The sequence below is a fragment of the Pseudomonas sp. LBUM1678 genome (assembly GCF_059695575.1).
In genome coordinates this window covers 498,877-523,897 of the sequence record NZ_CP166775.1, presented here as the reverse complement: position 1 = coordinate 523,897, position 25,021 = coordinate 498,877, and the positions used below count along the sequence as shown (strand labels likewise).

Sequence of the window (25,021 nt, the reverse complement as noted above, 5' to 3'; positions counted from 1 at the left end):
ACATGCCGCGTACGCTCATAAGAAAGAACCCGAGCAACTTCAAGACCCTGCCGTTATACGTCGAAGCGACTCCCGAAGGCTTGAGCTATCAGAGCGTCGGGATGCCGCTCAATTTCTCCCAGACCCTGCAACGTCGCCGTCCGGTGACGGTGCCTGACACCGAGCGGTTCGCTCTGGAACTGGCCAATCTTGGGGTCTCGGTGCGCCTGACCCTGCATTGGCAGAATCGCGATTACTGGGTATTGGTGCGTCAGCGCCGGCAAGACCGTGGCGATGTGGTACTCAAGTTGATCTCCGGCTACGTGCCGGCCCATGAGCTGAACCTGCCGCTGCACACGGCGATCCAGGAGATTGCCGAAGAGTGCCTGCTGGAAACCCCGGAAGGCTGGCTCGGTGGTCGCTTCAATGACACCTGGCTGCCGGCGCCCTATTCCTCCGCGCTGCATTATCGCGAGGCTTTGCCCTTTCGCCTGACACCGTTGTCCGGCTCGGCGCGGCCGGTGCGTTGCGCCAAAATGCAGTTGATCGAACGTCCGTGGGCTTACGTGCATTTGCCGACCGCGTCGCTGCAACTGATCTATGACTTGCGCCTGGACGTGCCCAAGGAAGCCAAATCCCTGAGTTTGTTTCATGTCGACGAACGACTGGAAGGTGATCAGCTGGTGGCCCGGCTCGATCGCAAGCGCCCCGATTTGTATTTGATGCCGCTGCAGGACGGCCAGCCGATGGCCGAGCTGTATACCTTGAAAAAGGATCAGCTGTACCCGGCGAGTACGCGCGGGTTGTACCTGGCAGAAAGTTTTGCCCAGCAGGAAGGTTGGCTGGTGAAGGATGAGCGGATTCGCTGGAAGGATTGGGTGCGACAGCAGGGGTTGAGCCCGCCGGGTAAGGATTCAGGTTTGGCGCGGTTGCGTGGGAAGGCGAAGCAATTGCTGAAGAAAATCGTGCCGCGCAAGAAAGTCAGCTCTTAAAAGCAAAGATCAAAAGATCGCAGCCTCGTTTCACTCGACAGCTCCTACATTGAAATTCGATTCCCTGTAGGAGCTGTCGAGTGAAACGAGGTTGCGATCTTTTATGGCATCACTCGGACTTGCGGATCTTCTCGACTATTGCGGTAGTCGAGCTGTTTGCCACCAGCCCCAGCACTTTCACGGTCCCGCCGTAAGCAGTCACGATGTCCGCGCCGACCACCTGGTCGATCCCGTAATCCCCGCCCTTGACCAACACATCCGGCTTGACCTCGCGCAGCAGGTTTTCCGGGGTGCCTTCAGGGAAGCTGATGACCCAATCCACTGCGCCCAGACCGGCCAAGACAGCCATGCGACGGTCGACGCTGTTGATCGGCCGACCCGGCCCTTTCAGGCGGCTGACCGAGGCATCGTCGTTGACCGCAACGATCAGACGATCACCTTGGGCACGAGCCTGCTCGAGGTAGGTCACGTGGCCGGCATGCAGGATGTCGAAGCAGCCGTTGGTGAAAACGATCTTCTCTTTATGCGCACGCGCATCGTCCACCGCCAGCAATAACTGCTCAAGGCCCAGCACACCGCGCTCGGAACCTTCCTCACGCTGGATGGCGCGACGCAGTTCCGGCGCGCTGATCGCCGCCGTACCGAGTTTGCCGACCACGATGCCCGCCGCCAGGTTGGCCAGGGCCACCGCGTGTGGCAGTTCTTCGCCCGCGGCAATTGCGGCCGCCAGCGTGGAGATCACCGTGTCACCGGCACCAGTCACGTCGAACACTTCACGCGCACGGGCCGGCAAGTGCAGCGCCGGGTGATCCGGGCGCAGCAAGGTCATGCCGTGTTCGCCACGGGTCACCAGCAGCGCGCCGAGGTCCAGGTCGTGCATCAACTGCGCGCCCTTGCTCACCAGCTCGTGCTCATCGGCGCAACCGCCGACGATGGTTTCGAATTCGCTGAGGTTCGGCGTGATCAGGCTCGCACCACGGTAGATCGAAAAATCCTTGCCCTTGGGATCGGCCAGCACCGGAATGCCACGGGCACGGGCGGCCTGGATCAGCACCTGATGGTTTTTCAGTGCGCCTTTGCCGTAGTCGGACAGCACGAGCACCTTGATGCCTTCGAGCAGCTCGTTGACTTGCTCGCCAAGCGCCAGGGCGTCGGTGGCGAAGGGCTCTTCGAAGTCGATACGCAGCAGTTGCTGGTGACGGCTCATGACCCGCAGCTTGACGATGGTTGGTTGGTGCGCAATGCGCTGGAACAGCGCGCGCACGCCAGCACCCTTGAGGCTATTGGCCAGGCTGTCGGCCGCTTCGTCATCGCCGGTCACGCCGACCAGCGAGGCCGGTGCGCCAAGGGCGGCAATGTTCAACGCAACGTTGGCGGCACCGCCCGGGCGGTCCTCGATTTGCTCGACCTTGACTACCGGTACCGGCGCCTCAGGGGAAATCCGTGAGGTACCACCATGCCAGTAACGGTCGAGCATGACATCGCCGACCACCAAGACAGGGGCTTGATCGAATCGCGGCATGGACAACTTCATGGAGCAACCCACATACAAAATGAACAGGGGCGCGATATTACCACAGGGTTGGCGCTGGCTTGCGCGACGGCTGCAACAGGATGATCTGACGGGGAAAACTGTTCATTTATTGATCAGAAATGCCGATAGTCGATGGCAAGCGTCCGCCAGGTCCGATTCCTCGGTGTCGATCTCGCACTCCGCAGACAGCGGCGCCTCGTAAGGGCTGTCGATGCCCGTGAAGTCCTTGATGCGCCCTTCCCGTGCCGCCCGATACAAACCCTTTGGGTCGCGTTGCGCGCACACCGCGAACGACGTACTCACATGCACCTCAATGAAATCGCCTTCGGCGAACAACCGACGCGCCGTTTCACGCTCGACGCGAAATGGCGAGATCGCCGCAACGATCACAATCAGACCAGCGTCGACCATCAGCCGCGCCACCTCGGCCATGCGCCGGATGTTTTCCCGGCGGCACTGCGCGCCCATCCCCAGATCACGGCACAACCCATCGCGCAGGTTGTCGCCATCAAGAAGAAAGGTGTGCAATCCGCGCTGATTGAGCAGCAGTTCAAGGGCATTGGCCAGCGTCGACTTGCCCGCCCCCGAAAACCCCGTCAGCCAGAGGCAACGCGGTCGCTGGGATTTGATCGAGGCCCGGGCCTCACTCGACAGCGACAAATTGTAGGGTCTGATCGCACAAACCGGCATCGACAGCGCCTCATTCATAACCGAGCATCTCGTAATCACGCTGATATACCCGTCGCACCAGCCGACGGGTACGCACCGAGCAGAAGTCGCGGGCCAGCACCGGCAGCCGCTGCCGGGAGCTGTTGACGTGTGGCAGCAGCGCCGAGTAACCCAACTGCTCGCAGATGAGCTGGAAGTCCCGCTCCAGGTGCTCGTGGTAACCCATGAAATCCAGGGCCAGGCGCCCCAGGGAGTCGGTGAGAAAATCCGTTTGCGCGGCGAAATGCAATTGCCGGTGGATCGTTTCCGGGTGCAGCCAGCGACCGACAAAGTCGTCGAAGTCACGGTAGTGGCTGACCAGTTTCTGCGCCGCGTGATCGCGCCGACCCAACGCGTTGCCCCGCAAAAACGCGTAGGCCGAGTAGGCCCTTTCCAAAGGATCGCGAACGAACGCGAATTTGAAACTGGCGACAAACTGCTCGGGAAACTGCTGCTCGTACCAGTACAACGGCAAGTGTCCCGGGCTCCAGTGATCGAACATCGCCGCACATACGCTGCTCCCGGCGCACTTGGGGACGTGGATGAACAGACAGGAATGCTGCTCGAACGCCTGGGGAAAACGCAGGTTGGCCGACATCGACTTGTTCACCACCTGGCGGTCTACCACCGACAGGCGCCCCAACAGGAAGGCCCGTTGCGGTTTGGGCAGGAGTTTCCAGAGATAACGTTGCAACATGGCAGCACCCGCGCGAAAGGGATGACCCTCTCGATTGAAGTCAAAGTTCGTTCAGGAACCTTAACAAGCGCGGTGCGGAGTTTTATTCAGGTTTGGTCAAGAAAGGTAAAGGTCTGGATACAAATCACCGGGCGCATTGCACGCCCGGTGAACAAGGGTCAGGCAATGTCTTCCGCCGGGGCGTCAAGGCCCATGGCGTTCAGTCGGGAGTAGTAACCGTTGTGCGCCAGGAGTTCGGCGTGGGTGCCGCGCTCGACGATCCGGCCCTGATCCATGACCAGAATCAGATCCGCCTTCTCGATGGTCGACAACCGGTGAGCGATCACCAGGGTGGTCCGGCCTTTCATGACCTGGTCCAGTGCCGCCTGAATATGCCGCTCGGACTCGGTATCGAGGGCCGAAGTGGCTTCGTCGAGAATCAGCAACGGAGCGTTCTTCAATAGCGCACGGGCAATCGCCAGGCGCTGGCGCTGACCGCCAGACAGCAACACGCCGTTCTCGCCGACCTGGGTGTCCAGGCCTTCGGGCAACTGCGCGATGAAGTCCATCGCATAGGCGTCTCTCGCCGCTTTTTCGATGTCTTCACGGGGCGCGCCGGCCAGATCGCCATAAGCAATGTTGTTGGCCACGGTGTCGCTGAACAGGGTCACGTGCTGGGTCACCTGGGCGATGTGCTTGCGCAGGTTCAGCAGTTTGTACTGTTCCACTTCAACGCCATCGATCAGGATCTCGCCCTTGTCGTGGTGATAGAAGCGTGGAATCAGGTTGGCCAGCGTCGACTTGCCGCTGCCCGAACGCCCGACCAGCGCGACCATTTGCCCCGGCTCGACCGAGAAACTGATGTCATCCAGTACCTGGCGATCGGTATCGGGGTAGGTGAAGCTCAGGTGGCGCACGTCCAGACGACCGCTGACGGCGTCACGCTCGACGGTGCCGGTATCGATTTCAGGCGCGACATCCAGTTGCTCGAAGATGCTCTCGGCACCGGCCACGCCTTTCTGGATGGTCGAGCTGACTTCGGACAATTGGCGGATCGGCTTGGGCAGCAGGCCGGCCAGGGTGATATACGCGACCATGTCACCGGCGGACGCATCGCCGCGCAGGTACAGCACCAGGAACATCAGCACCGCCATGGCGCTGTAGATCACCAGTTGCAGCAACGGCGTGTAGATGGCGCCGGTACGGGTCATGCGCAGTTGCTTGTCGGTATTGCCTTGGCTGGCCGCCAGGAATCGTTTCTGCTCGTAGATTTCGCCGCCGAAGCTGCGCACCACGCGATAGCCCTGGATCGTTTCCGAGGACACGTGAGTCACGTCGCCCATGGCGGCCTGAATCTTCTTGCTCTGCTTGCGGAATTTCTTGCTCGCGGTACTGACCATTACCGCAATCAGCGGCAGGATCGCGACCATGACCAGGGTCAGCTTCCAGTTCATGAACAGCAGCGAGGCGAACAGGAAGATCACCGTCATGCCTTCACGGATTACGACCTTGATCGCATCCGTGGCCGCCCCCGTGACCATCGTCACGTTGAAGGTGATACGCGAAATCAGATGACCCGAGTTATGCTTGTCGAAATACCGATTGGGCAAAACCAGCAGGTTATTAAACAACTGCACACGCAAGTCATGGACCAGCCCGAGGGAAACCTTGGCCAGAAAGTAGTTGCCCAGATAAGATCCCAGCCCCTGCCATGCGGCGATCAGGATGATCAGCAACGGCACCGCCTGCAGCAGTTGCAGGTCGCGCAGGTAAGGCACGGTTGGAAACAGCACCGCCTCCGGGTTGGACAAGCCGTCTACGAAGTACTTGAGGATGTAGCCGAGCATTGGCTGCGTCGAAGCGAAAATCAGGAAACCGACGATGCTGATCAGAAACAGACTGATGTACGGCCGGACATAGCCGAGCAGGCGGAAGTAGATTTTCAAGCTCGAAGGGCTTGCGGAGAGACTGGAGTCGGTCATATCACGCGAATATCGATAAAAAGGACGCCGACTTTAGCACAGCTTCCTCAGGGTTCTGGCAATCGCATAAAGGCTGTTATTGTTAGGCATCAAATTCAGCATCAAATAGCCATCACCCCGAAATGGCCGATCAACTTCAGGATTGAATCTCTCAGTATGCAACTCAGCGGTTTCAATAGCGTGTCCAATCGAGTCTTCGATTTTATCTGCCTCTGGATTCTTCCAGTCGGCTATTTCCTGCTCCTTTGCGCGCTGTTTTTTCTGCCGGGCCGAAGTTTGCATCACAAGCTTTTTTATGGACTGTTCAGCATTCCGTCGTTCATTGCCATTTGCCTGCGGCCTCGTGAACTCAAAGAGTTGCTGCGTGAACCGATCTTTGCCGCAGTGCTGCTGTTCGCGGCCTGGGCCATGATGAGTCTGATCTGGGGTCCCGGCAGCGAAAGCATTGCCGCACAGCTCAAGGCACCGCTGCATACCCTGCTGTTGTTTGGTGGCTGCTACTTGCTTGTGCGTTATCGCAGCGAAATCCTCCAGCCCTTGTTGTTTACCGCCGCGATGGTGGGCCTGATCGGTACGGCCTACTACTTGTTCAGATTTGCTCAAGTCTACGAGCCTGGGATGCGCCTGATCGGTGGCGGCGCGTTCGACAATCCTTTGCTCAGCTCCCATATATTCGGTTTTTTTTGCGCGTACTGGCTGAGCCTGAGCATGACCTGCAAGCGCCAGAAGGTGCTCTGGCTGAGCATCCCGGCGATGGCCATCATGTTCGCCGCGGTGATTGCAACGGGGTCCAGAACCCCACTGGTTGCACTGACCCTGGCTGCTCTGTGGCTGAGCTTCATTTGCTGGGGTCGCAGGTCTATGGTCTTGCTCGGTGCGCTGCTCGTCAGCGGGGCAACGGTGACCATGGTGTTCTCGCAGATGATCATCGAACGCGGCGACTCCTATCGCCTTGAAATCTGGCAGTTGGCCCTGAAAAAAATTGCTGACCACCCGTGGATCGGTCATGGCTATAACGCTGATCTGGCCATCGACCCCGGCGTTGGTACGAACTTTCAGGAACCCCATAGCTTTGCCTTGGGCGTGCTCTATTACGTCGGCATTCTCGGCCTTCTCCCGTGGTTGTTCTTTCAGGCCTGGGGCTTGCTCATCAGCTGGCGCAATCGCCTGCAACCGTTGTTCGTCATTGCCTCGACGTGGTTGATATTCGGTATCGGCGCGGGCCTGACCGAAGGTGGCGGCATTATTTCACGACCCAAGGAGCACTGGTTCCTGCTGTGGATTCCGTTGGCGCTGATCGCGGCGCTGAGCATCAATCAGCGCGCCAGACGCCTGCTGGCGATACCTGTGAAGACGCTGGCGCCGACCGCTCAACAGCAGTTGATCACCGACGCGCAAATTATTGAAGAAGATGGCCTGGGGCCGAAAGTCCTGCGTCTGGTCGATGGCAGCTTTCTCAAATTGTTTCGCCGCCGTCGCTGGTACACCTCGGGCAGTTTCAACCCCTATTCCGAACGCTTTGCCGTCAACAGCGAGCAATTGCGCAACGTGGGGATTCCCACCCCGCAAATACTGAACCTGTACCGGCTCGACGATGGCAGCAGCGCCGTGCACTACTCGCCACTGCCGGGCAACACCTTGCGCCAGGTGCTGCAAGGCATTACGGCTCCGGCAGTGCGTCAAGCACTGGTGGAACGGTTCGGCAAGTTCATGGCGCAACTGCATGAGCAAGGCGTCTATTTCCGCTCGCTGCATCTGGGCAATGTGCTGGTGCTGGAAGATGGCGAGTTCGGCCTGATCGATGTGGCTGACATGCGCATCTATCCGTCTTCGCTGAGCCTGTCCCTGCGTCAGCGTAATCTGCGCCATATGCAGCGCTACACGGTAGATCGGCGCTGGCTGTTCGAAGATCACTTCGAGGCACTGCTCCAGGGATACGCCACCACAGCGTCGAAAGCTGCTGTCGATAATCTGCACAGGCAAGTGCTGGCCGGAAGTTCCCCGGCCCGGGCTCATTGATGACTGAAACCAACCCACTTATTGCGCTGGCAGCCTATCTGCTGGCCATCGTGACCGCCGCCCTGTTGTTGCGCGCCGTTCCGAAAATCGCCCGCCACCTGGAACATTCCGGCGAAAGCCGCTATGCCAGCATTGATGGGCTACGCGGCTATCTGGCATTCGGTGTGTTCGTGCACCATTCGATCATTACCTGGATCTTCCTGCGTACCGGCGTTATCGAATTTCCGCCGAGCAACTTCTATTCACAGCTTGGCCAAGGCAGCGTCGCGCTGTTTTTCATGATCACCGGTTTTCTGTTCTGGAACCGGTTGCTCACACAGGGACGTCAACACGACTGGCTGGCCTTCGCAGTCTCTCGGGTGTTTCGCCTCTACCCGTTGTACTTGCCGCTGATGTTGACTGTATTTGTCACGGTGTTCTATCTGCAGGACTGGGAACTCAAGGAGCCCGGCATCCGACTGGCTGGGCAGATTCTGGCATGGCTGACCTTCGATAGACCGGACGTCAACCAGTACCACCAGACCGGCATGCTGATCTCCAACGTCACCTGGACTCTGGGCTACGAGGTGTTTTTCTACCTGGCATTGCCATTGGCCGGCATGGTCTTCATTTATCGTGGCAGCTGGCTGCAAGTAGTGCTGTGCCTGATCGGCATTTACGCTCTGTACCAGTTGGTCGGTTGGGAGCACTCACTGAAGAAGCACTTTCTGGCGAGTTTCCTGGGCGGCATTGGTGCGGCGTACTGGATACGCCGACCGCACTTGGTGGCCTGGGGACAGACGCGACTGGCGGGGATTATCGCGTTGCTGGCGCTGGCGGTTGCCTTTACGGCATTCAACCGCGCATTCAACCTGCTGCCGCTGCTGCTGCTTTCCTTGTTTTTTGTGATCGTGGCCTCAGGAAACACCCTGTTCGGCGCTCTCAAGCCGCGCAGCATCCGCTGGCTCGGAGAAATCAGCTACAGCACCTATTTGCTGCACGGCTTCGTGCTTTGGGTGATGGTGCAACGCCTGCCGCTGGTGCTGCACCTGGACGCTCGTGACACCTGGACCTATCTGTCGCTGCTGGCGGTGTGCAGTTGCCTGCTGATCGTCTTCAGCAGCTTGACGTTCTTGTACATCGAGAAGCCAGGCATGGCGGCCGGCCACAAAGTCTTGCAGTGGCTGCGCCAGGGCAAAAAGGCCGACAAGGGCCTGACGGAGAAGATTGCTCGCTGAGCTGAAGCTGATAACGCCCTATGTAGCAACTGGCGCAGCCTGCGTCAGCTGCTACACCGATCGCGTTAGGCCTTAGTCTTTTTCCAGCGGTGAGAAGTACAGTCGCCCCAGACCACGCCAGGTCTTCTTGTTCCAGGCCTTGAACGGGATCTGCGCCAGCAGTTCGCGGGCCAGCTTGCGATCTCGGTTGGCGGTCTTGAGGAACATCGAACTGAGGAATTTGTAACGCACCTCGTCGTACAGCGGATGATCGCTGAACAACGCGTACGAGCGCAGGATGTTGTCGATCATAAAGCGGTGGTTCTTGTAGGAGTTGGTGGCGTGCTTGCGATAGCGCGCCATCAGCACATTCAAGCCATCGATAAAGTAACCGGCACGGGTCACCTTCAGCTCGATCAGCAAGTCTTCCAGTCGAATGTTCGGATCGAACCCCCCCACCTTGTCCAGCGCTTCCCGGCGAATCATCAGGGTTGGCGCGGGGGGATAAGGTTTGCGTTCCAGAAACATGTCATCGAAATCAAGACGACGGAACGGCACATCTCGGCGCTGACGTTTCTCTGGGTACAGATTGCCGTCGGCATCGATCAGCTCGATGTTGCCGGCGCAGATACCGACCTCGGGCTTGCCGTCCATGTAGGCAACCTGCGTCGCGATACGCTCCGGCAGCATGATGTCATCGGAACCGAACGGCACGATCAGGCTACCGCTGGAGCGCGCGATAGCACCATTGAGCGTGTTGGTCAGCCCCTGATTCTGCTGAACCCGAAAATCGAAACCGTGCTGCGCCTGCAAGACCTTGATCCGCTCGACGCTGTCATCCTTGGAGCCGTCGTCGACCACCAGGAGCTCGATGTTCTTATAGGTCTGGTTGAGGACGCTGAGAATGCTTTCCTCGATGTAGCGAGCGTGGTTATACGACGCGATGATGACGGTTACGAGGGGTTGCGCGTCGCTCATGGTTGTTCCTTGCGGGCCTGATCCAGGCCGGATTCGATCAAGTTCAGGTACTCCTGGCGGAACACCTCGATGTCATGTTCTTGCTGGAGATATCGGTAGGACTGTTCGCCCTTGGCCTTGAGCTCGTCATCCGACAGCCCGAGATAGTTATCCAGCGCCGCAACCAGGCTCGGCACGTCCTTGGGTGTTATCGCCAGCCCACCCGCGCCTTCAATCAGCGGCAGCATGGCCGGCACGTTGGAGGCGATCACCGGCAGATGCCCGCTCATACCTTCGAGCAGCGCCAGACCCAGGCCCTCAGCCAGGGACGGCATGGTCCAGACGTCGAACGCGCGAATGTACTGCAAGGCGATTTCCTTGAAGCCCAGCAGGTGCGCACGACCGCTCAGACCCAGGCTTTCGATTTCGGCTTTCAGGCGCGACTCTTCGCGACCGGCACCAATGATCGCCAACTGGGTGTTCGGGTACTTGTCCTTGAGGGCGGCAAACGCCTGCAACAGATAAGTGTGGCCCTTGACCGGCACCAGGCGGCCCAGCGCACCGATCAAGCGCACCGACGGATCGATGCCCAACAATTCGCGGGCACGCTCGCGGCTGTGCTGCAATCCCTCGGCCTGCTTGATGTCGATTGCGTTGGTAATGGCGTAAGTATTCTGGTCGGTAAAACCGCAATCACAGTCCAGCAGGTACTGCTTGACCGCAGGCGACACACCGACGAAGCGCCAGTGACGATCGATCAGGCGCTGGGTCTGGCGACGCCGGTAAAACCGGTCGTACTCGCCAAAACCGTGGGAAATGCCGATGCACAGCGGAACCTTCAACCAGCGGTTGAGCGTCAGCATCATGTTCACCGGTTTGAAGCGGTTACAAATCACCACGTCGAACTTTTCCGCGCGGCAGAACTTGTACAGCTGCCACATCGCGCGCAGGCGCATGCCCTTGAGGGACTTGTCGGAAAACTCGAAATACACCGAACGGTCGGCCCGGCTCACAGCCTCGCCTGGCCCAGGCTTGCCACGCAGGAATGCCGCAGTGACCTCATAGCGATCACTCGGCAGCGCCTTGACGATCTGCTCCGCGAGGTCGGCAAAATCATGGGCTTTGACGTTGTAGTCAGGCTGCAACTGCAGAACCTTTGACCGTTGACTCATAACTCTCCTCGGTGAAAACCTGTCGCATCGATGACCCAGGCCGGTTCGGCGGCAATACGCCTGACCTCGGCTGGATCGGGTGGAGGCAACCGTGACCACTCGTTGCGTTTCCAGCAAACGAAGTGGAAATACGGAAACCGGCGATCGCCATCGCGATCATTACTCAAACAGCCATTGCGCCAATACCATTGATGCGGAAAATCATCCGTGCCGTCGTGCCACTTGATGCAGCCACCCGGCGTGCTGAACGCCTCGGTGAATTCACTGCGACGACGCCACGGATTGAGCTTGCCCACCAAGGTGAACAAAGGCTCGGGGAAATTCTTGCGCCAGAGGAAGATCCGACTGAATGCGCCCTCGTCCAGCGCGTGGTGCGCCTGATCCGTAAAGCGCTTTCGCCAGTCCTTCATCTGCATGAACAATTCACGCTTGCGGGCGTTGTTGCGCATCAGGCAAAGATGCCCTGCTACCCGCCGCTCGTGAGTCGAGAACAGGTCATAACCGGCCAGCCGATCAGGGGTGAAGTAACTTCGCAGGTCACCATACACCAGATCAATATCGCCGAACCCCCAGAAATCATAGCCTTGCAGGCGGTCGGCATGAATATGCCCCAGCGCCGGCTTGATGTCGCAGAGCTTGTAAGCCGCATCCGGCGCAAAGTCGATATCCAGCCGCTGAGACACTATCCCGCAGTAGTCACTGAACGTCATGCACTCGACAGTGACGTTGGGTGGCAGATTGTCGGGCGTGCCGCAGTCGCTGAACAGCAACCAATCGATATCGGCATTGCGACGACAACTCTCCAGAAAAAACGGCATCCAGAACGGCCATTGGCCGAAATACGGGATCAGAAAAACAATGCGCGGGCGTGGGTTGATCACAGAAGAATCACTGCAGTTGTTTAAGACGCGGCCATGCTAGGCCGCGAAGTGCTTCATTTCTGCTGTTGAGATGTTTCAGCATGCTTCAAAAGCCATAACAATTCATGACGCCTGACCGCTTTGCGAAAAAATTCGTTCTCACCATAAAAGGGCGGCACTCTTCCGGCCAACAGACGCTGTATCAACCGACGCAAACGTCGCTTGAACGGCATGGGCGGTTGCAGGTCATGCATCATGCCCAGCGCCATGGCTTTATCACGCTGAAGGTCCAGCGGCAGTGGCAGACAGCAAGGCTGCATCGGCGTTGCCGGATCGAAGGCCGGCGGCAACGCGATACCATGTCCCGCATCGCCCATCGGCCAGCGGTCGTTATCGTGCAGATGATTGGCGTATCCGAGCAAAGTGGTGGGCTGCCATTCAAGGCCTTTCAAGGCTTCGAGGACCGCTTGCTGGGCGCAAAGATGATCGGGATGCGGATCGAGCGTCGGGTGTGGCAGCACGATCACTTCAGGGCGCGCGCGCAACAATAGCTCACGCACATCGGCCAGCAGGTTGTTCCAGGTCGGCGCGCCGTCGATGTCGCCCGGCAAGGTAAAGGGATTCAACTGGCGATAGACGCGGGTGTCACTCAACTCGGCTTCACGCGAGCCCATCGGCTTGGACGGCGCGGCCTGCATCGCCGCCAGTTGCAGGCAAAAATAACCCAACTGCACGCAATGCGCTTCAGGCACACCCGCCCAACGCGGCACAGCGATGCTGTCCCAGGCGCGCAAGCGGCCCTTGAGTCGGGCGGCCTCGACCTTGTTCAGGCCGATCTGCTGATAATGTTCGGCTTCGATTTCGCCGGCAGTCAGGGTGACTATCCAGGCTTCGTCAGCCTGGCTGTACAAGCCATAGGCGGCCAGTTCGGCGTCGTCAGCGTGGGGCGCGATCACCATCACTCGCTGGCGCCGATAATCCGGTTGTTCGAACGCCCACAGTACGGGCTCGCCGAGCAGCCGGCAGAAACGCCCGCGCAGCCGTAACTCACCCCGCGACAGCACTTGCGACTGACCACTGAGGTTCAGATAACGCAGGCCGTTTACGCCACGCTCGAACGTTTGTCGGTCGGGATTCTCGCCACCTGCCAACTCGACCACCGGATCGATAAAGCGTCCCAGCCACGTGCTTTTTATCCGCAGCGCCAATACCAGCGTGGCGTCGTCGACCAGCATGACACCCTCGTCCAGCCGTAAACGCTCCCCGTCCAGGTGAACCTTGGGCTTTTGCGTGTACGGCGGAAAACTGTATTGGTAATCGTCTTTCGGTGAATAGAACAAATGGTCGGCGAACCAAGCCTCGTGGGCAATCCAGCCCAGCACCGCGAGCACCAGCGGCAACCACCAAGCCACCAGCACGCCGATGGCAATCAACAGCACCAGCGCGATCAACAGGCCGATCCGTTTGTTGCGCCGATGGCGCTTGAGCAGTTGCTGTTTGCGGCTCATGGGTTCACTCACACGGTGAAGACCGGCACGGGATTGCACCAGCGATCCTTGTATTCTCTATCGGCGCGGCCGAAGGAAAACCGCAAGGGTTTATCCAGGGCGCGAGCGTGTTCCCAGGCACTTTGGGTGTTCAGGAAACTCAGCACGCTACCGGGGCTGAACTCGCGCGTTTCAGGATCGACGCCGCCGTTGATGTACTCGACGCTGATCCACTCCGGCGCCTCGACGCGGTACACCAGTTGAATCGCAATCGGTGCATCGTTGAGGAAAATCACCGAGCCGATCAGCAAGTCGCGCAGCAGTTCGATCACCTCAGCCATGCGCTCGGCTCCGGTGGCCGGGAAGCCCCAGCGACGCTGGAACAGATCGCAATAGATTGCTGCCAGCTCAGCGCTGGAAAAATCGGCGACCGGCCGCACCACCCCGCCCGCCTCTTCCAGCAGACGCAATTCACGGCGCTGGTTGTAGCGAAACTTCTTCGACAACTCTTCGGGCGTGCGGGCCATGGCCAGTTGTTCAGTCTGCAACTTGATGTCGGTAAAACGACCTTCGCTGAGCGCCGACAAATAACGTCCGCGATGGCGCAGCGGTGCTTGCGCATCAGCGGCGGCCGGCAGGATCAACTCGGCATTGCCGAGGTCGAACAAGCCCTTCTTACCGCGGCGCTTGAGCACGTCTTTGGACAGCGCCAGGTCGCGCCCCCAGGTCGGGATAGCGGCTTTCACTTCACCGTTTTGCTCCCAGGCCAGATAACGCACCGGGATCCCGGCCAACTGCGCAAGACGTTCAACGACCAAAGGATGTGTCGCGACGCTGCCGCCAAAACGTTGCCAGGCCTGTGCATAAGTCGAGGCGTCGACCACCGCCCAGCCCCGTTCGCGCCAGCCTTGAAATCGGTTGAGCATCAGCCCCTCGGTGCCAGTTCTGTAACGTGTGGCAAATGCCAGAAAGCATCGCGTACCGCGCGGTCGGAGAAACGCTCACGCAGGCGGTCGAGCATCATCTCGGCGCACTGGTGACGCTGCTGGTCGTCCATCGCAGCCAGATGTTGCAGCCCTTGGGCCAAGTGTTCGGCATCGCCCAGCGGAAACAGAATGCCCACGCCTTCGACGACTTCCTTCGCCCCACCGCACGCGGTGGCGAGCAACGGTACACCGGCCGCCATGGCTTCGAGCAGCACCATGCCGAAGGGTTCGTGATCAGAACTCAGGGCAAACACATCGAATGCACGGAAGTAGCGACGGGCATCCGGCACTTGACCGAGAAACAGCACTCGATCACCGATACCCAGTTCCCGGGCCAGGGCCTTGAGGTCCTGTTCCAGTCGACCGCTGCCGAGGATCACCAGTTGGCTGTTGGCCGGCAAGCCCGGCAATGCCTCGGCAAAACCGTGCAGCAGCGTGGTCTGGTCTTTGTCTGGATGCAGCCGCCCGACGTTGCCGACAATCCAGGCATCCGCCGACAGACCGAGGGTTTCCCGGGCTTCGCGCACCGACACCTGGCTGGTCTGCAACGCCGGCACATCGACACGGTTATAAAGCGTCTGAATCCGCCCGGCCGGCCATTTCGGCAGGCAACGGCGCATGTCGTCACGCACCGCATCGGAGACTCCGAGCAGGCTCAGGCGCTTGCGGAAAATATGGGCGAACAGTTTGCGGGTGCCGCGTTTGTAATCGCCAAATGCGTGATGCACGCCGATCACCGGCAGCGAGGTGCCGAGCAAGGCGATGTAGATCGGCTTGAAACGGTGAGCAATGCAGAAACTGAAGTTTCGCGAGGCGGCGATCTTGCGCAGATCGCCGATGGCGCCCAGCTTCAGGCCACGAATGGCCTTGGAGCTGTACTCCATGAACAGCACTTCATCGGAAGCGCAGTTCGCGGCCACTTCGCTATCGGCGGCCCCGGTCAAAAAGACCGTGGTCACGCGATAGCCAGTCCCCGCAAACAGGCTGGCGTACTGCCGCGCGCAGTCCAGGAACGGCCCGTCATAGCCGTGGCAGAACTGCAACACATGGCGTTCAGCCGAGCGTGTCATAAGCGTTGGCGCCCTCTTTGACCACCAGGATGTCTTCCATGATCAGATACTGTAGATCGGAACCGAAGAACATGTTCAGCGCGTCGGTCGGCGAGCAGATCATCGGCTCGCCACGACGGTTGAGCGAGGTGTTCAGCGACACGCCGTTGCCGGTCAGCACTTCCAGCGCCTTCATCATGTCGTAGTAGCGCGGGTTGTATTCGCGCTTGAGCACCTGGGCCCGGGAGGTGCCGTCTTCGTGGACGACTTCCGGCACACGGGTCTTCCACTCTTCCGCCACTTCGAAGGTGAAAGTCATGAACGGCGCCGGGTGATCGATCTTGATCATCTGCGGGGCCACGGTGTCGAGCATCGACGGGCAGAAAGGCCTCCAGCGCTCGCGGAACTTGATCTGGTGGTTGATGCGGTCAGCCACGCCGACAGCGCTTGGGCAACCGATGATCGAACGACCGCCCAAGGCACGCGGACCGAACTCCATACGCCCTTGGAACCAGGCCACCGGGTTGCCATCGACCATGATTTTGGCGATGTTTTCCGGCATGTTTTCGAGCTTGCGCCATACCGGCTTGCTCGGGTGACGGGCGCACGCAGCGACGACGTCTTCGTTGCTGTACGACGGGCCGAGGTAGACGTGTTCCATCTTCTCGACCGGCACGCCACGGGCGTGGGACACGTAAGCAGCTGCTCCGACCGCCGTACCGGCATCGCCGGACGCAGGCTGGACGAACAGTTCCTTGACGTCATCGCGAGCGATGATTTTCTGGTTGAGCTTGACGTTCAACGCACAGCCGCCAGCGTAGGCCAGTTTGCCGGTTTCCTTGAGCACGTCGCCCAGGTAGAAGTCGATCATCTGCAGCGCGATCTTTTCGAACAGTGCTTGAATGCTCGCGGCGTAGTGGATGTACGGCTCGTCGGCGATATCACCTTCGCGCTTGGGACCCAGCCACTCGATCAGCTTCGGCGAGAAGTAGTAACCTTTGCCCTTCTCTTTATAACGACGCAGGCCGATGACGTTGGCGTAGTCGGTGTTGATCACCAACTCGCCGTTTTCGAACGAGGCCAGGCGCGAGAAATCGTATTTGCTGGCATCGCCGTACGGCGCCATGCCCATGACCTTGAACTCACCGTCGAGCATATCGAAACCGAGGAACTCGGTGATTGCGCCGTAGAGGCCGCCGAGGGAGTCAGGATCGAAGAATTCCTTGATCTTGTGGATCTTGCCGTTTTCGCCGTAACCGAAGAAGGTCGTGGCGTACTCACCCTTGCCGTCGATCCCGAGGATCGCGGTTTTCTCTTTGAAACCGGAGCAGTGGTAAGCACTGGAGGCGTGGGCCAGGTGATGCTCGACTGGTTCGATCTTGATTTTTTTCGGATCGAAGCCCAGTTGCTCGAGGCACCAGACGATCTTGTTGCGATAGCGCTTGTAGCGACGGTTGCCCATCAGGATCGCGTCGAGGGCGCGGTCCGGCGCGTACCAGTAACGCTTGGCGTACTGCCACCGAGCCTTGCCGAACAGGCTGATCGGGGCGAATGGGATCGCGACCACGTCAACGTCGGATGGCTTGATGCCCGCCTGCTCGAGGCAGAACTTCGCCGATTCGTAAGGCATGCGGTTCTTTGCATGTTTATCGCGCACAAAGCGCTCTTCTTCAGCCGCCGCGACCAGCTTGCCGTCGATGTACAAGGCTGCGGAAGGATCATGGCTAAGGGCGCCGGACAGGCCAAGAATCGTCAATGCCACAGGGGTCTAGCCTCTTTAGTCTGCATGCAGGCGACAAGCGCCTCAGAAATTAATGTGCCCCTCGCAAGGGGCGAGAGACAGCTAAAGGGCGGGATTATAGCTTAAAAGCGGCGGCAAGCCTCTAGCGGGAAGTGGCAAGCTGGCGCGTTGACAGATGAAGGACCCCGACATAAACTCCTGCGCAAATGGACTGGGGGATCCCGGTCGGCGTTCTAGCCTCGGTGAGTTTCATCGGGGCTTTTCGCTTTCTGAAAGAGGGAAAATTTTCAAACCCCAGTTTTCGAAACCCTCCCCCACATTTTCGCGACCACCACTGCAGTAGAACTTACGCTTGAGCACGTCAAAGGCACGATTTTCTTGCCCTGACCGTAAAACGCTCATACCAATGGGTCTTGCAACAAGATCCGCTAGCTGTAACCCCGTGGAATTCACTTGCTTGGTTGCAAAGACGATGTCGAACGGCAACTGAATGCTCAGCCGGTTCGCGCCATCACACATCCGACGAAATTCCAGTTCAAGCTCGTTATCCTCCCTTTTTCCGCGACGCTCGAAAATCACATGAGTCAACGCACTCTGCTGATTCTTTTCCTGTAGAAACTCATAAAGCGTTTCCAGGCAGAAGCCGAGGGCGACGTGATAAGGATTGTGAATCGGACCTTGTTTTTCGCGAAGAGCAGCTTTGTCGATAACGCAACTGATTAGCACGAAATTGCTTGCGTTAATGATGGCCGTCAACTCTTCCAGAAAGGCATGTTTGTGATGCCTGGATGTGAACAGGCTAGAGAAAGCTCCCTTTTCTTTCCGGATTTCCAACTCATGCAGACCGACCAGGTCGTGCCCCATATGATTGAACTTAAACTTCTGAATGGCAGGGATAACCTTCTCGCAATAATGCCTTTTATGAAATACACAAAATGCGAGCACAAACATTGGATAGTTTGGATCTAATGTTTGCATCCCATGATCACCGCTTTCATCCACATAAATTATGAAATCGCTATACCTCCCGGACGGAGGTAAGAGCTTCTTCGCCTCAACATTTGCTTCGAATTCGCTTTCGTTTTCAAAAAGAAAAAACTGTTGTGAGGGCAAAGTCGGGGTCGACACTGAGCAAGTCTTCCTTATTTTTTGAGCCAGGTGCGTTTGGTGCAGCACTGACACGCTGGAATACGAAAGCGTTACCCACGGCCTGCCCGCCAGTAAATACCGAGATTGCCGTCGGTGGCCTGGAGGTAAATCGTGTAGGGCAAGGAAACGGTGTCCATGACCCCCGACAGGGTCAGGTCCAGTAATACGAAGGGGACGAGGAAGCCGGTGGGATCAGGCGGGGCGTTCAAGATGCAGAAGTCGTAGGCCAGGCCGCTGTAAATGCGCGGAATGGTCTGGCAGTAGGTTTTTTGCTTGCGCAGGCCGCGAGCGGCGTCTTCGTCATCTTGCAGCACCGTCAGTGCGGTGCCGCAGCCCGATAAAACCAGTGAGAAAGTACCGATCGCAACAGCCGTTTTTATGGTCAAGATTTGCCCTCCGTGAACGTCAGGCAAATTAGCATCGTGGCTATTCAGGGCACAGTTCATGGGGTCTGTGGATCATGTAGGACTGTTCACAAGAACTTGTCCTCTAGATCTCCATGAGTAGGACTGGCCACATCGCCAGCAGGCTGGCTCCCACACGGGATCTGCGCCGCACAGTAGATCAATGTGGGAGCGAGCCGGCTCCGGGCGGCGTTCCGACGATTGGATTCAGGCAGCGCCAGAGATGTCTTTGGGCAGACGCTGGTCAATGACCTGATAAAGCGCGCTGCTCTCAGGCCAGTTACGCATGAACCGCGCCCGGTCCCGCGCATACGCCGGGGCAAAGCTGCTCGTCGAGCCATGCTGACACATCGAATCCAGATCGATCAGCGCCCAGCGATCCTGCTGCCAGAACAGGTTGTGGCCTTTGAAATCCCCATGACTGATCCGCTCGCGAATCAGCTCGGCGAACAAATGATCCAGCGCCACCAACTCAGCCTCGGGCGCATCACCACGTTCAACGTAAGGCGCAAAGCGCTCGATGATGTCCGGCCCCGGCAGATACTCGGTCACCAGATACGCCCGACTGCGCAGCCAGAGAAAACGCTTCTCCAGCAACGCCAACGGTTTGGGCGTGGCGATGCCGAGGAAGGCGAGGCGATTGCCTTCGCGCCACGAGTGCCAGGCACGGCTCGGGCGCCAGAAGCGTTTGAGCCAGTGTGCAAAGCCTTTGATGTTGTAGCGCTTGATCACCAGCGTCCGACCATCAACCTCGACTTTTCCTACGCTCGCCGCACCGCCGGTCTTATAGAGATGACCCTGGTCGAGCAACGCATCGGCCTGCTCCAGCACCGGCAGCATTGCCGCTTCTTCTTCGCGTCGAATCGCACGCAAACCAAAAGCCCCGCGCTGGACGCTGAAAAGCGTGCATTCGCGCCCGACCTTGATCAGGTAGCCCTTCAAGCGCCAGCCGCGAACCTTGTCGATCTGTTTCTGCAACGCTTCCATCGGCAACGCGTGTTCGCCGTTGCTCAACAGGTAATACACCAGCAATTCTTCAGTGAACGGTTCCAGCGACTTGGGCAACTGGGCAAAAAATACGCCGAGGTTTTCCAGGACCTTCTGCCGTGACAGCGGCTGGCCCGGCGTTTCAGCGCAGACGCCGCCGCCATCGATGAGATACAACCGACCCCGCTGACGCAAGAGGTTGTCCAGATGCAAGTCTTCCTGCCAAAGCCCCTTGCGATGCATTTGGCCAATAGCGCCCAGCGCCTCGGCCAGCACGGCCCCTTGCATATCCGCCAGCACCGGCAGGTGTTCGACCTGCTTCCAGGTATCCCCCAGGCTTTCGGCGCCCTCGAGGAAATCGAACAGCAACCAGCCGCCTTCGCCCTCTTTCAAGCCGTCCACCAGCAGCTGCGGCGTGGTCAGCCCTTGATCGGCGAGCAAACGCACGCCGTCCAGTTCACGCTGGAAATGCCGCGCCGCTTTGCTGCCGACCAACAACTTGGCCAGCACCGGCCGGCCGCGCCACACGCCGGCCCCCACGTAACGCTGCCCCGGCAAGACTCGCAGCAGGCTCAGCAGCTGCAACTCGGCGGGACCTGCAGCATCGGCCAGCGAAATGCTCATCGGCAGGCTCGGGCTGCGGCCGGCGTCTTTCAGTTCGGACAACCGCATCAGCGCGTCTCCTTGTGACTGCGCCGTTCGGTCAGGCGCGAAACCCAACTGTCCACCAGCGAACTGTCCCGCGGCTGATCCACATAAACCGCCAGCAACTCGCGCAACTGCGCTTCAGTCCACTCCGGCGCGCGGCGCAGCAACGGTTCCAGGTCCTTGACCCGGTCACGCTGACCGAACAGCAACGGCCGGGTCTTTTCCAGGTCGATCAACTGCGCCTGATAACCATCGCCCGTGGCCTGCAGAAAAATGTGTTTGGGGTAGAAACAACCGTGGACCTGACGCACGCCGTGCAGGCGTCGCGCCAGTTCGCCACAGGCTTTCATAATGGCCGAGTGCTGCGCCTCGCTCAGGTCCGACCAGCGCTGCAACAGCGAATCCAGGTCATTCCAACCGTCCAGCGCGCGAGTCAGCAGAACCGCCCGCACTTCGCCGGCGACCTTGCGCTCACCGAAAAACGCCGCCTGCAATGCAGGAATGCCCAGCTTCTGATAACGACTGATGTTGCGAAATTCGCGGGCAAAACTTGGTTCGCCAAACGGCGCATGGAAAGTGCGCGTCAGGTAGTTGCACTGGCGCTTGAGGTAGTAGCCATGACCTTCCAGATCCAGCCGAAACACGCTGCTCCAGCCGCCACCGACGGTGTTGGGTTCATCCACCGCGTCGAGCTGCTTGGCCCAGAGTGCGTCGAACGTGCCGAGGCCATGACGCTCAAGCAGCGCACGGTCTTCAGCGGCCAGAAAATCAGTCATTCGCGCCCCTCGAAAAATCTCACTACGTGTCGGATGCGTTTTTTGTCGTCGGCATTCAACCGGTCACGCTGGCGGTATTGCAGGTAAAAGCGCAGGCGCTGGGTCGCCGACAGGTGGTATTTGGCCACCTTGTCGAGGCAGGCCAGGTCCTTGGTGATCCGGTACTTGAGCCAGAAACCGCGCCAGAAATCGCCGTTGGGGCAATCGATCAGGAACAGCTTGGCCTCATCGTCGATCAGCAGGTTGCGCCACTTCAAATCGTTATGGGTGAATCGGTTGTCGTGCATGGTCCGGGTGTAACCGGCCAACTGACGACTGACGGTATCGACCCAGGCACGGTCCGCCAACTTGGGATCGTGCCGGTCCGCGAGGGCCGACAAGTCTTCTGTGTTCGGCAGTTCGCGGGTGATCATCGCGCCACGGGCATACGCCGCGCCGCGCCGTTCCAGACCCCAGGCAACCACTTCAGCGGTGGGAATGCCCCACTTGGCGAAGCGCTTGAGGTTCTGCCATTCGGCCTTGACCCGGGGCTTGCCCAGATAACGACGCAGGCCTTTGCCGGCGCCGCTGTAGCGCTTGACGTAATAATTGACGCCGTTGCGATTGACGCGGATGACCTCGGACAACGGGTCGCGGGTCAGGCGTTCGCCCTGAAGCGCGAACACCGCTTCCAGGCTGCCAAAATCTTCCGCCAGATCGCTATAAGCAGGTTCCAGTTTCCAACCCGGCATCAGAGCGCATCCCCGTATCGCTGTTTACGGTCGTAGAGTTTGTTGGCCTTGCCTTCGAGCCAGGCGAGCAATCCGGCCTCCTCACCCAGAATCTGACGCAGCGGCTGCTGGAAGTAGCCCTTCAGGAATCGCAGTTTGTCGCGCTTGGTCAGGCCGATGTCCAGGGCCGAAAAGTACAGCGCCGCCAGATCCTTGTTGCGCCAGCGCTGAGTGATCGCCGGACGGGTCTGGGCGCGGTGCAGGTCGATTACCGAGAGCTTGAAGTCATCAGCCGTCACCGGTTTGTCGGTGTGCAGCAGGAAGTGGCAGATGTAGCAGTCGCGATGGTTGACCCCGGCGCGGTGCATCATGCCGGTCATGCGTGCGACTTCGGCGATCAGCGCCCGCTTGAGTTTGGGCTCGGGCGGGTTCTTGATCCAGTCGATGCTGAAGTCTTCTAGGCTGACGGTGGGCGCCAGCTCTTCAGTGACAATAAACGAATGCTGATCCGCCGGGTTGCTGCCCTTTTCGCCGTAAGCCACTGCCGTCATGGTCGGCACGCCGACTTCTTTCAGGCGTTGAATGGCCTTCCACTCCTGACCCGCGCCGAGTACCGGCAGCTTGGCCGTCAGCAAGTTCTTGAAGATCTCGCCCCAGCCGACGCCACGGTGGATCTTCACGAAAAAACCATTGCCGTTCACTTCAGTGCGTAAGGTGCGGCGCGCTTCCAGTTCACGGTAAACCTCGCCCTGCAAGCCTTCGACTTCGGTGAACGCATCGCGCCCGGCCCAAAGGCTCTTGAACGGTTCAGCCAGCATCAACTTCATTAAGCGTGCTCCGCCAGAATCACATCGGCCGCGTGCTGCGGCATGCTGTAGAGGTCGGCCGTCTCAGCGAAGGCCAGACCGTTGCGGCTCCAGGCCGCCCGTGCCTGAGCGTCGTTCAACATGCCGGTCAGGTACTGAGTCAGTTGTGCCTGATCGAACGGTTCGTCCAACACCAGGCCAGCGTCGGCCTCGGCAATGTAATGAGCGTAACCACAGACCGCGCTCACCAATACCGGCAACCCGGCGACCAATGCTTCGAGCAGCACGGTCCCGGTGTTTTCGTTATACGCCGGATGGATCAACAGGTCGGCACCCAGCAGGAAACGCGGGATATCGCTGCGCCCCTTGAGAAACGTCACGTTGTCGCCGAGCCCCAAGGTGGCGCTCTGCATCTGGAACAATTTGGGGTCATCCTGGCCAATTACAAACAGCCGGGTGCGTTTCTTCAGATCAGCGGGCAACGCGGCCAGCGCCTTGAGGCTGCGATCCACGCCCTTGGTCTTGAACCCGGAGCCGATCTGCACCAGCAGTAGTTCATCATCCTTGAGGTTGAATTCACGACGGAAATCGGCACGAATTTCGGCGGCATTGGCCGGCGCGCGACGGTCCTGGGAGATGCCCGGCGGCAGCAAATGGAAGCGTTCCAGCGGCGTGTCGTAATGCTTGATGAACAGCGGCTGCTGGACCTCGGAAATCATCAGCACTTCGGTCTTGGCGTCCTTGGCGAACACTGCGCGCTCGTACTCGGCAAAGTGCCGGTAGCGGCCCCAGCGACGGTACAGCGAGTTACGCAGGTTCTGCGCCTTGTCTTCGAAGCAGCCGTCGGCGGCGTAGTAAACGTCCAGGCCCGGCATCTTGTTGAAGCCGATCAGACGGTCCACGGGACGCTTGGCCAGATCCGCTTCCATCCATTCGCTGAGCTTCTCGTTGCGCCGATGATTGAAGAACGCCTTGACCGGCGCCACCAGCACTTCGAAACCCGGCGGGACATCGCCTTCCCAAATCAGCGTGTAGACGCGAATCTGATGGCCGCGCTGCTGACATTCCAGGGCGATGCGCATGAAGTCGCGCTGCAAGCCCCCGAACGGAAAGTACTTGTACAAGACGAATGCCAATTGCATCAGCGCAGCTCCTCAGCCAGTAACAACGTGCTCAGTCGGGTCGCGACACGCTCGGGATTCAGACGCGTGAAGCACAGGGGCCACTCGCGTTTCAGGTCGAACTGACGGGCATCTTGGGCCGTCGGTTGATAGGTGCATTTCTTTTGCAGGCACGGCGCGCAAGGAAAGTCGCTGGCGATGTGAATCTGCGCCTTGCCGTAGGCGCCGGTCAGGCCCGGGTTAGTCGGGCCGAACAGCGACAGCGTCGGCACATCGAGCGCGGCGGCCAGATGACCGAGACCGGTGTCCACTGCCACGCAGGCTTGAGCGCCGGCCAGCACCTTGCCGACACCGGCCAGGTTCAGTTTGGGCAGCACTTCGACATGCCTGAACCCGGCAGCAATGCGCTCGGCCCGGGCTTTTTCAACTGGATTGCCCCACGGCAACTTCACGGCGACGCCGAGATACCCAACGCGCTCGGCCAGTTCGCGCCAATAGGCTTCCGGCCAGTGTTTGGTGTCCCACGTGGTGCCGTGCAGGAACAGCACGTACGGGTTCTTGCGCGGCAGTTCCACCAGGCGTTCGACGTTCAGGCCGTAATCGCCCAGACCTTTGGGCAAGTCGTAGCCCAACGCCAGGGCGAACAATTGGCGGACCCGCTCTACTGCGTGCTGCCCACGGCCCACCGCCAGACGACGGGAATAAAAGCGCGAGGCGATTGGCTCACGCGCCGAGTCCTTGTCGAGTCCAGCGACCGGCGCTTTGACATAGCGCGTCAACCAGGCGCTTTTCAGCAGGCCCTGGGCGTCGATCACCAGATCGTATTGAGTGGCGCGAACGCTTTGCTTGAAACGCTTCCACTCGCCACTTTTGATGGTCTGCCAGAGGTTCTTGCGCCAGCGACGGATCGCCACCGGAATCACCTTGCCCACGGCCGGGTGCCAGGTCGGGATTTCGGCGAAGCCTTCTTCCACCACCCAGTCGAACGTGATGCCGGGAATCGCCCGCGCCGCGTCGGTCAACGCTGGCAATGCGTGAATCACGTCGCCCAGCGAAGAAGTCTTGATCAACAGAACGCGCAA

The 25,021-nt window shown here is 59.4% G+C and carries 23 protein-coding genes; 3 read left to right on the top strand and 20 right to left on the bottom strand.

From position 1 onward, the window contains the following. The first annotated feature begins 2 nt into the window (after positions 1–2). Positions 3–971 (top strand): metal ABC transporter ATPase, encoded by a 969-nt coding sequence (locus ACA070_RS02365; protein ID WP_497449889.1) that lies wholly within the window; start codon positions 3–5, stop codon positions 969–971. Between the two features lie 109 nt (positions 972–1,080). On the opposite strand, the gene hldE is transcribed toward ACA070_RS02365, so the two are convergent. From hldE to ACA070_RS02340, 5 genes are all read right to left on the bottom strand, one after another. After that, on the bottom strand, positions 1,081–2,505 hold the full coding sequence (gene hldE, locus ACA070_RS02360) for a bifunctional D-glycero-beta-D-manno-heptose-7-phosphate kinase/D-glycero-beta-D-manno-heptose 1-phosphate adenylyltransferase HldE (protein WP_497449888.1): 1,425 nt from the start codon (positions 2,503–2,505) through the stop codon (positions 1,081–1,083). 102 nt (positions 2,506–2,607) lie between these two features. Next, a complete protein-coding gene (gene cysC / locus ACA070_RS02355; protein ID WP_497449887.1) occupies positions 2,608–3,213 on the bottom strand; it encodes an adenylyl-sulfate kinase in 606 nt (201 codons plus the stop codon). Beyond that, positions 3,206–3,910, bottom strand: coding sequence for a sulfotransferase family 2 domain-containing protein (locus ACA070_RS02350; RefSeq protein ID WP_497449886.1), 705 nt, complete (start codon positions 3,908–3,910; stop codon positions 3,206–3,208). The genes cysC and ACA070_RS02350 overlap by 8 nt, the downstream gene beginning before the upstream one ends. 158 nt (positions 3,911–4,068) lie before the next feature. Next, positions 4,069–5,871 (bottom strand): lipid A export permease/ATP-binding protein MsbA, encoded by a 1,803-nt coding sequence (gene msbA / locus ACA070_RS02345; protein WP_497449885.1) that lies wholly within the window; start codon positions 5,869–5,871, stop codon positions 4,069–4,071. 33 nt (positions 5,872–5,904) lie between these two features. Beyond that, on the bottom strand, positions 5,905–6,153 hold the full coding sequence (locus ACA070_RS02340; protein ID WP_497449884.1) for a hypothetical protein: 249 nt from the start codon (positions 6,151–6,153) through the stop codon (positions 5,905–5,907). Between ACA070_RS02340 and ACA070_RS02335 the strand changes: the two genes are divergently transcribed. Both ACA070_RS02335 and ACA070_RS02330 read left to right on the top strand, forming a co-directional pair. Next, complete coding sequence (locus ACA070_RS02335) at positions 6,148–7,890, top strand: O-antigen ligase family protein (RefSeq protein ID WP_497449883.1); 1,743 nt, start codon at positions 6,148–6,150, stop codon at positions 7,888–7,890. The two genes, ACA070_RS02340 and ACA070_RS02335, sit on opposite strands and share 6 nt — an antisense overlap. After that, positions 7,890–9,107 (top strand): acyltransferase family protein, encoded by a 1,218-nt coding sequence (locus tag ACA070_RS02330; RefSeq protein ID WP_497449882.1) that lies wholly within the window; start codon positions 7,890–7,892, stop codon positions 9,105–9,107. The genes ACA070_RS02335 and ACA070_RS02330 overlap by 1 nt, the downstream gene beginning before the upstream one ends. Before the next feature lie 72 nt (positions 9,108–9,179). On the opposite strand, the gene ACA070_RS02325 is transcribed toward ACA070_RS02330, so the two are convergent. The 15 genes from ACA070_RS02325 to waaC form a co-directional block, all read right to left on the bottom strand. After that, positions 9,180–10,064, bottom strand: coding sequence for a glycosyltransferase (locus ACA070_RS02325; RefSeq protein WP_497449881.1), 885 nt, complete (start codon positions 10,062–10,064; stop codon positions 9,180–9,182). Continuing rightward, positions 10,061–11,215, bottom strand: coding sequence for a glycosyltransferase family 4 protein (locus ACA070_RS02320; RefSeq protein WP_497449880.1), 1,155 nt, complete (start codon positions 11,213–11,215; stop codon positions 10,061–10,063). Before ACA070_RS02320 ends, ACA070_RS02325 begins: the two co-directional genes overlap by 4 nt. Continuing rightward, on the bottom strand, positions 11,212–12,096 hold the full coding sequence (locus ACA070_RS02315; protein WP_497449879.1) for a DUF6625 family protein: 885 nt from the start codon (positions 12,094–12,096) through the stop codon (positions 11,212–11,214). Before ACA070_RS02315 ends, ACA070_RS02320 begins: the two co-directional genes overlap by 4 nt. A 53-nt stretch (positions 12,097–12,149) precedes the next feature. Beyond that, on the bottom strand, positions 12,150–13,583 hold the full coding sequence (locus ACA070_RS02310) for a PIG-L deacetylase family protein (RefSeq protein WP_497449878.1): 1,434 nt from the start codon (positions 13,581–13,583) through the stop codon (positions 12,150–12,152). A gap of 8 nt (positions 13,584–13,591) precedes the next feature. Further along, positions 13,592–14,488, bottom strand: a complete 897-nt coding sequence (locus tag ACA070_RS02305) for an antimicrobial resistance protein Mig-14 (RefSeq protein ID WP_497449877.1) — start codon at positions 14,486–14,488, stop codon at positions 13,592–13,594. Next, on the bottom strand, positions 14,488–15,618 hold the full coding sequence (locus tag ACA070_RS02300) for a glycosyltransferase (RefSeq protein ID WP_497449876.1): 1,131 nt from the start codon (positions 15,616–15,618) through the stop codon (positions 14,488–14,490). The genes ACA070_RS02305 and ACA070_RS02300 overlap by 1 nt, the downstream gene beginning before the upstream one ends. Beyond that, entirely contained in the window at positions 15,602–17,359 is a 1,758-nt protein-coding gene (locus tag ACA070_RS02295; protein ID WP_497449875.1) for a carbamoyltransferase family protein, read from the bottom strand. Before ACA070_RS02295 ends, ACA070_RS02300 begins: the two co-directional genes overlap by 17 nt. A gap of 228 nt (positions 17,360–17,587) precedes the next feature. Further along, positions 17,588–18,466, bottom strand: a complete 879-nt coding sequence (locus ACA070_RS02290; protein WP_497449874.1) for a DUF3800 domain-containing protein — start codon at positions 18,464–18,466, stop codon at positions 17,588–17,590. 71 nt (positions 18,467–18,537) lie between these two features. Then, entirely contained in the window at positions 18,538–18,873 is a 336-nt protein-coding gene (locus ACA070_RS02285; protein WP_497449873.1) for a YceK/YidQ family lipoprotein, read from the bottom strand. 225 nt (positions 18,874–19,098) lie between these two features. Next, positions 19,099–20,550, bottom strand: coding sequence for a lipopolysaccharide kinase InaA family protein (locus ACA070_RS02280; protein WP_497449872.1), 1,452 nt, complete (start codon positions 20,548–20,550; stop codon positions 19,099–19,101). Beyond that, complete coding sequence (locus tag ACA070_RS02275) at positions 20,550–21,302, bottom strand: lipopolysaccharide kinase InaA family protein (protein WP_497449871.1); 753 nt, start codon at positions 21,300–21,302, stop codon at positions 20,550–20,552. The genes ACA070_RS02280 and ACA070_RS02275 overlap by 1 nt, the downstream gene beginning before the upstream one ends. After that, on the bottom strand, positions 21,299–22,033 hold the full coding sequence (locus tag ACA070_RS02270; RefSeq protein WP_497449870.1) for a lipopolysaccharide kinase InaA family protein: 735 nt from the start codon (positions 22,031–22,033) through the stop codon (positions 21,299–21,301). Before ACA070_RS02270 ends, ACA070_RS02275 begins: the two co-directional genes overlap by 4 nt. Further along, positions 22,033–22,839, bottom strand: coding sequence for a lipopolysaccharide core heptose(I) kinase RfaP (rfaP, locus tag ACA070_RS02265; protein WP_497449869.1), 807 nt, complete (start codon positions 22,837–22,839; stop codon positions 22,033–22,035). The genes ACA070_RS02270 and rfaP overlap by 1 nt, the downstream gene beginning before the upstream one ends. After that, positions 22,839–23,960: a glycosyltransferase family 4 protein gene (locus ACA070_RS02260; protein ID WP_077747649.1), complete on the bottom strand. Its 1,122-nt coding sequence runs from the start codon at positions 23,958–23,960 to the stop codon at positions 22,839–22,841. Before ACA070_RS02260 ends, rfaP begins: the two co-directional genes overlap by 1 nt. Next, the gene (gene waaC / locus ACA070_RS02255; protein WP_497449868.1) at positions 23,960–25,021 is read right to left on the bottom strand and encodes a lipopolysaccharide heptosyltransferase I; all 1,062 of its coding nucleotides are present in this window, start codon (positions 25,019–25,021) and stop codon (positions 23,960–23,962) included. Before waaC ends, ACA070_RS02260 begins: the two co-directional genes overlap by 1 nt.

Bases quoted from the DNA above. Each gene is read 5' to 3' on its own strand.
- ACA070_RS02365 (WP_497449889.1), top strand. From the start codon at position 3: ATGCCGCGTACGCTCATAAGAAAGAACCCGAGCAACTTCAAGACCCTG.
- hldE (WP_497449888.1), bottom strand. From the start codon at position 2,505: ATGAAGTTGTCCATGCCGCGATTCGATCAAGCCCCTGTCTTGGTGGTC.
- cysC (WP_497449887.1), bottom strand. From the start codon at position 3,213: ATGAATGAGGCGCTGTCGATGCCGGTTTGTGCGATCAGACCCTACAAT.
- ACA070_RS02350 (WP_497449886.1), bottom strand. From the start codon at position 3,910: ATGTTGCAACGTTATCTCTGGAAACTCCTGCCCAAACCGCAACGGGCC.
- msbA (WP_497449885.1), bottom strand. From the start codon at position 5,871: ATGACCGACTCCAGTCTCTCCGCAAGCCCTTCGAGCTTGAAAATCTAC.
- ACA070_RS02340 (WP_497449884.1), bottom strand. From the start codon at position 6,153: ATGCAAACTTCGGCCCGGCAGAAAAAACAGCGCGCAAAGGAGCAGGAA.
- ACA070_RS02330 (WP_497449882.1), top strand. From the start codon at position 7,890: ATGACTGAAACCAACCCACTTATTGCGCTGGCAGCCTATCTGCTGGCC.
- ACA070_RS02325 (WP_497449881.1), bottom strand. From the start codon at position 10,064: ATGAGCGACGCGCAACCCCTCGTAACCGTCATCATCGCGTCGTATAAC.
- ACA070_RS02320 (WP_497449880.1), bottom strand. From the start codon at position 11,215: ATGAGTCAACGGTCAAAGGTTCTGCAGTTGCAGCCTGACTACAACGTC.
- ACA070_RS02310 (WP_497449878.1), bottom strand. From the start codon at position 13,583: ATGAGCCGCAAACAGCAACTGCTCAAGCGCCATCGGCGCAACAAACGG.
- ACA070_RS02305 (WP_497449877.1), bottom strand. From the start codon at position 14,488: ATGCTCAACCGATTTCAAGGCTGGCGCGAACGGGGCTGGGCGGTGGTC.
- ACA070_RS02300 (WP_497449876.1), bottom strand. From the start codon at position 15,618: ATGACACGCTCGGCTGAACGCCATGTGTTGCAGTTCTGCCACGGCTAT.
- ACA070_RS02280 (WP_497449872.1), bottom strand. From the start codon at position 20,550: ATGCGGTTGTCCGAACTGAAAGACGCCGGCCGCAGCCCGAGCCTGCCG.
- ACA070_RS02275 (WP_497449871.1), bottom strand. From the start codon at position 21,302: ATGACTGATTTTCTGGCCGCTGAAGACCGTGCGCTGCTTGAGCGTCAT.
- ACA070_RS02270 (WP_497449870.1), bottom strand. From the start codon at position 22,033: ATGCCGGGTTGGAAACTGGAACCTGCTTATAGCGATCTGGCGGAAGAT.
- rfaP (WP_497449869.1), bottom strand. From the start codon at position 22,839: ATGAAGTTGATGCTGGCTGAACCGTTCAAGAGCCTTTGGGCCGGGCGC.
- ACA070_RS02260 (WP_077747649.1), bottom strand. From the start codon at position 23,960: ATGCAATTGGCATTCGTCTTGTACAAGTACTTTCCGTTCGGGGGCTTG.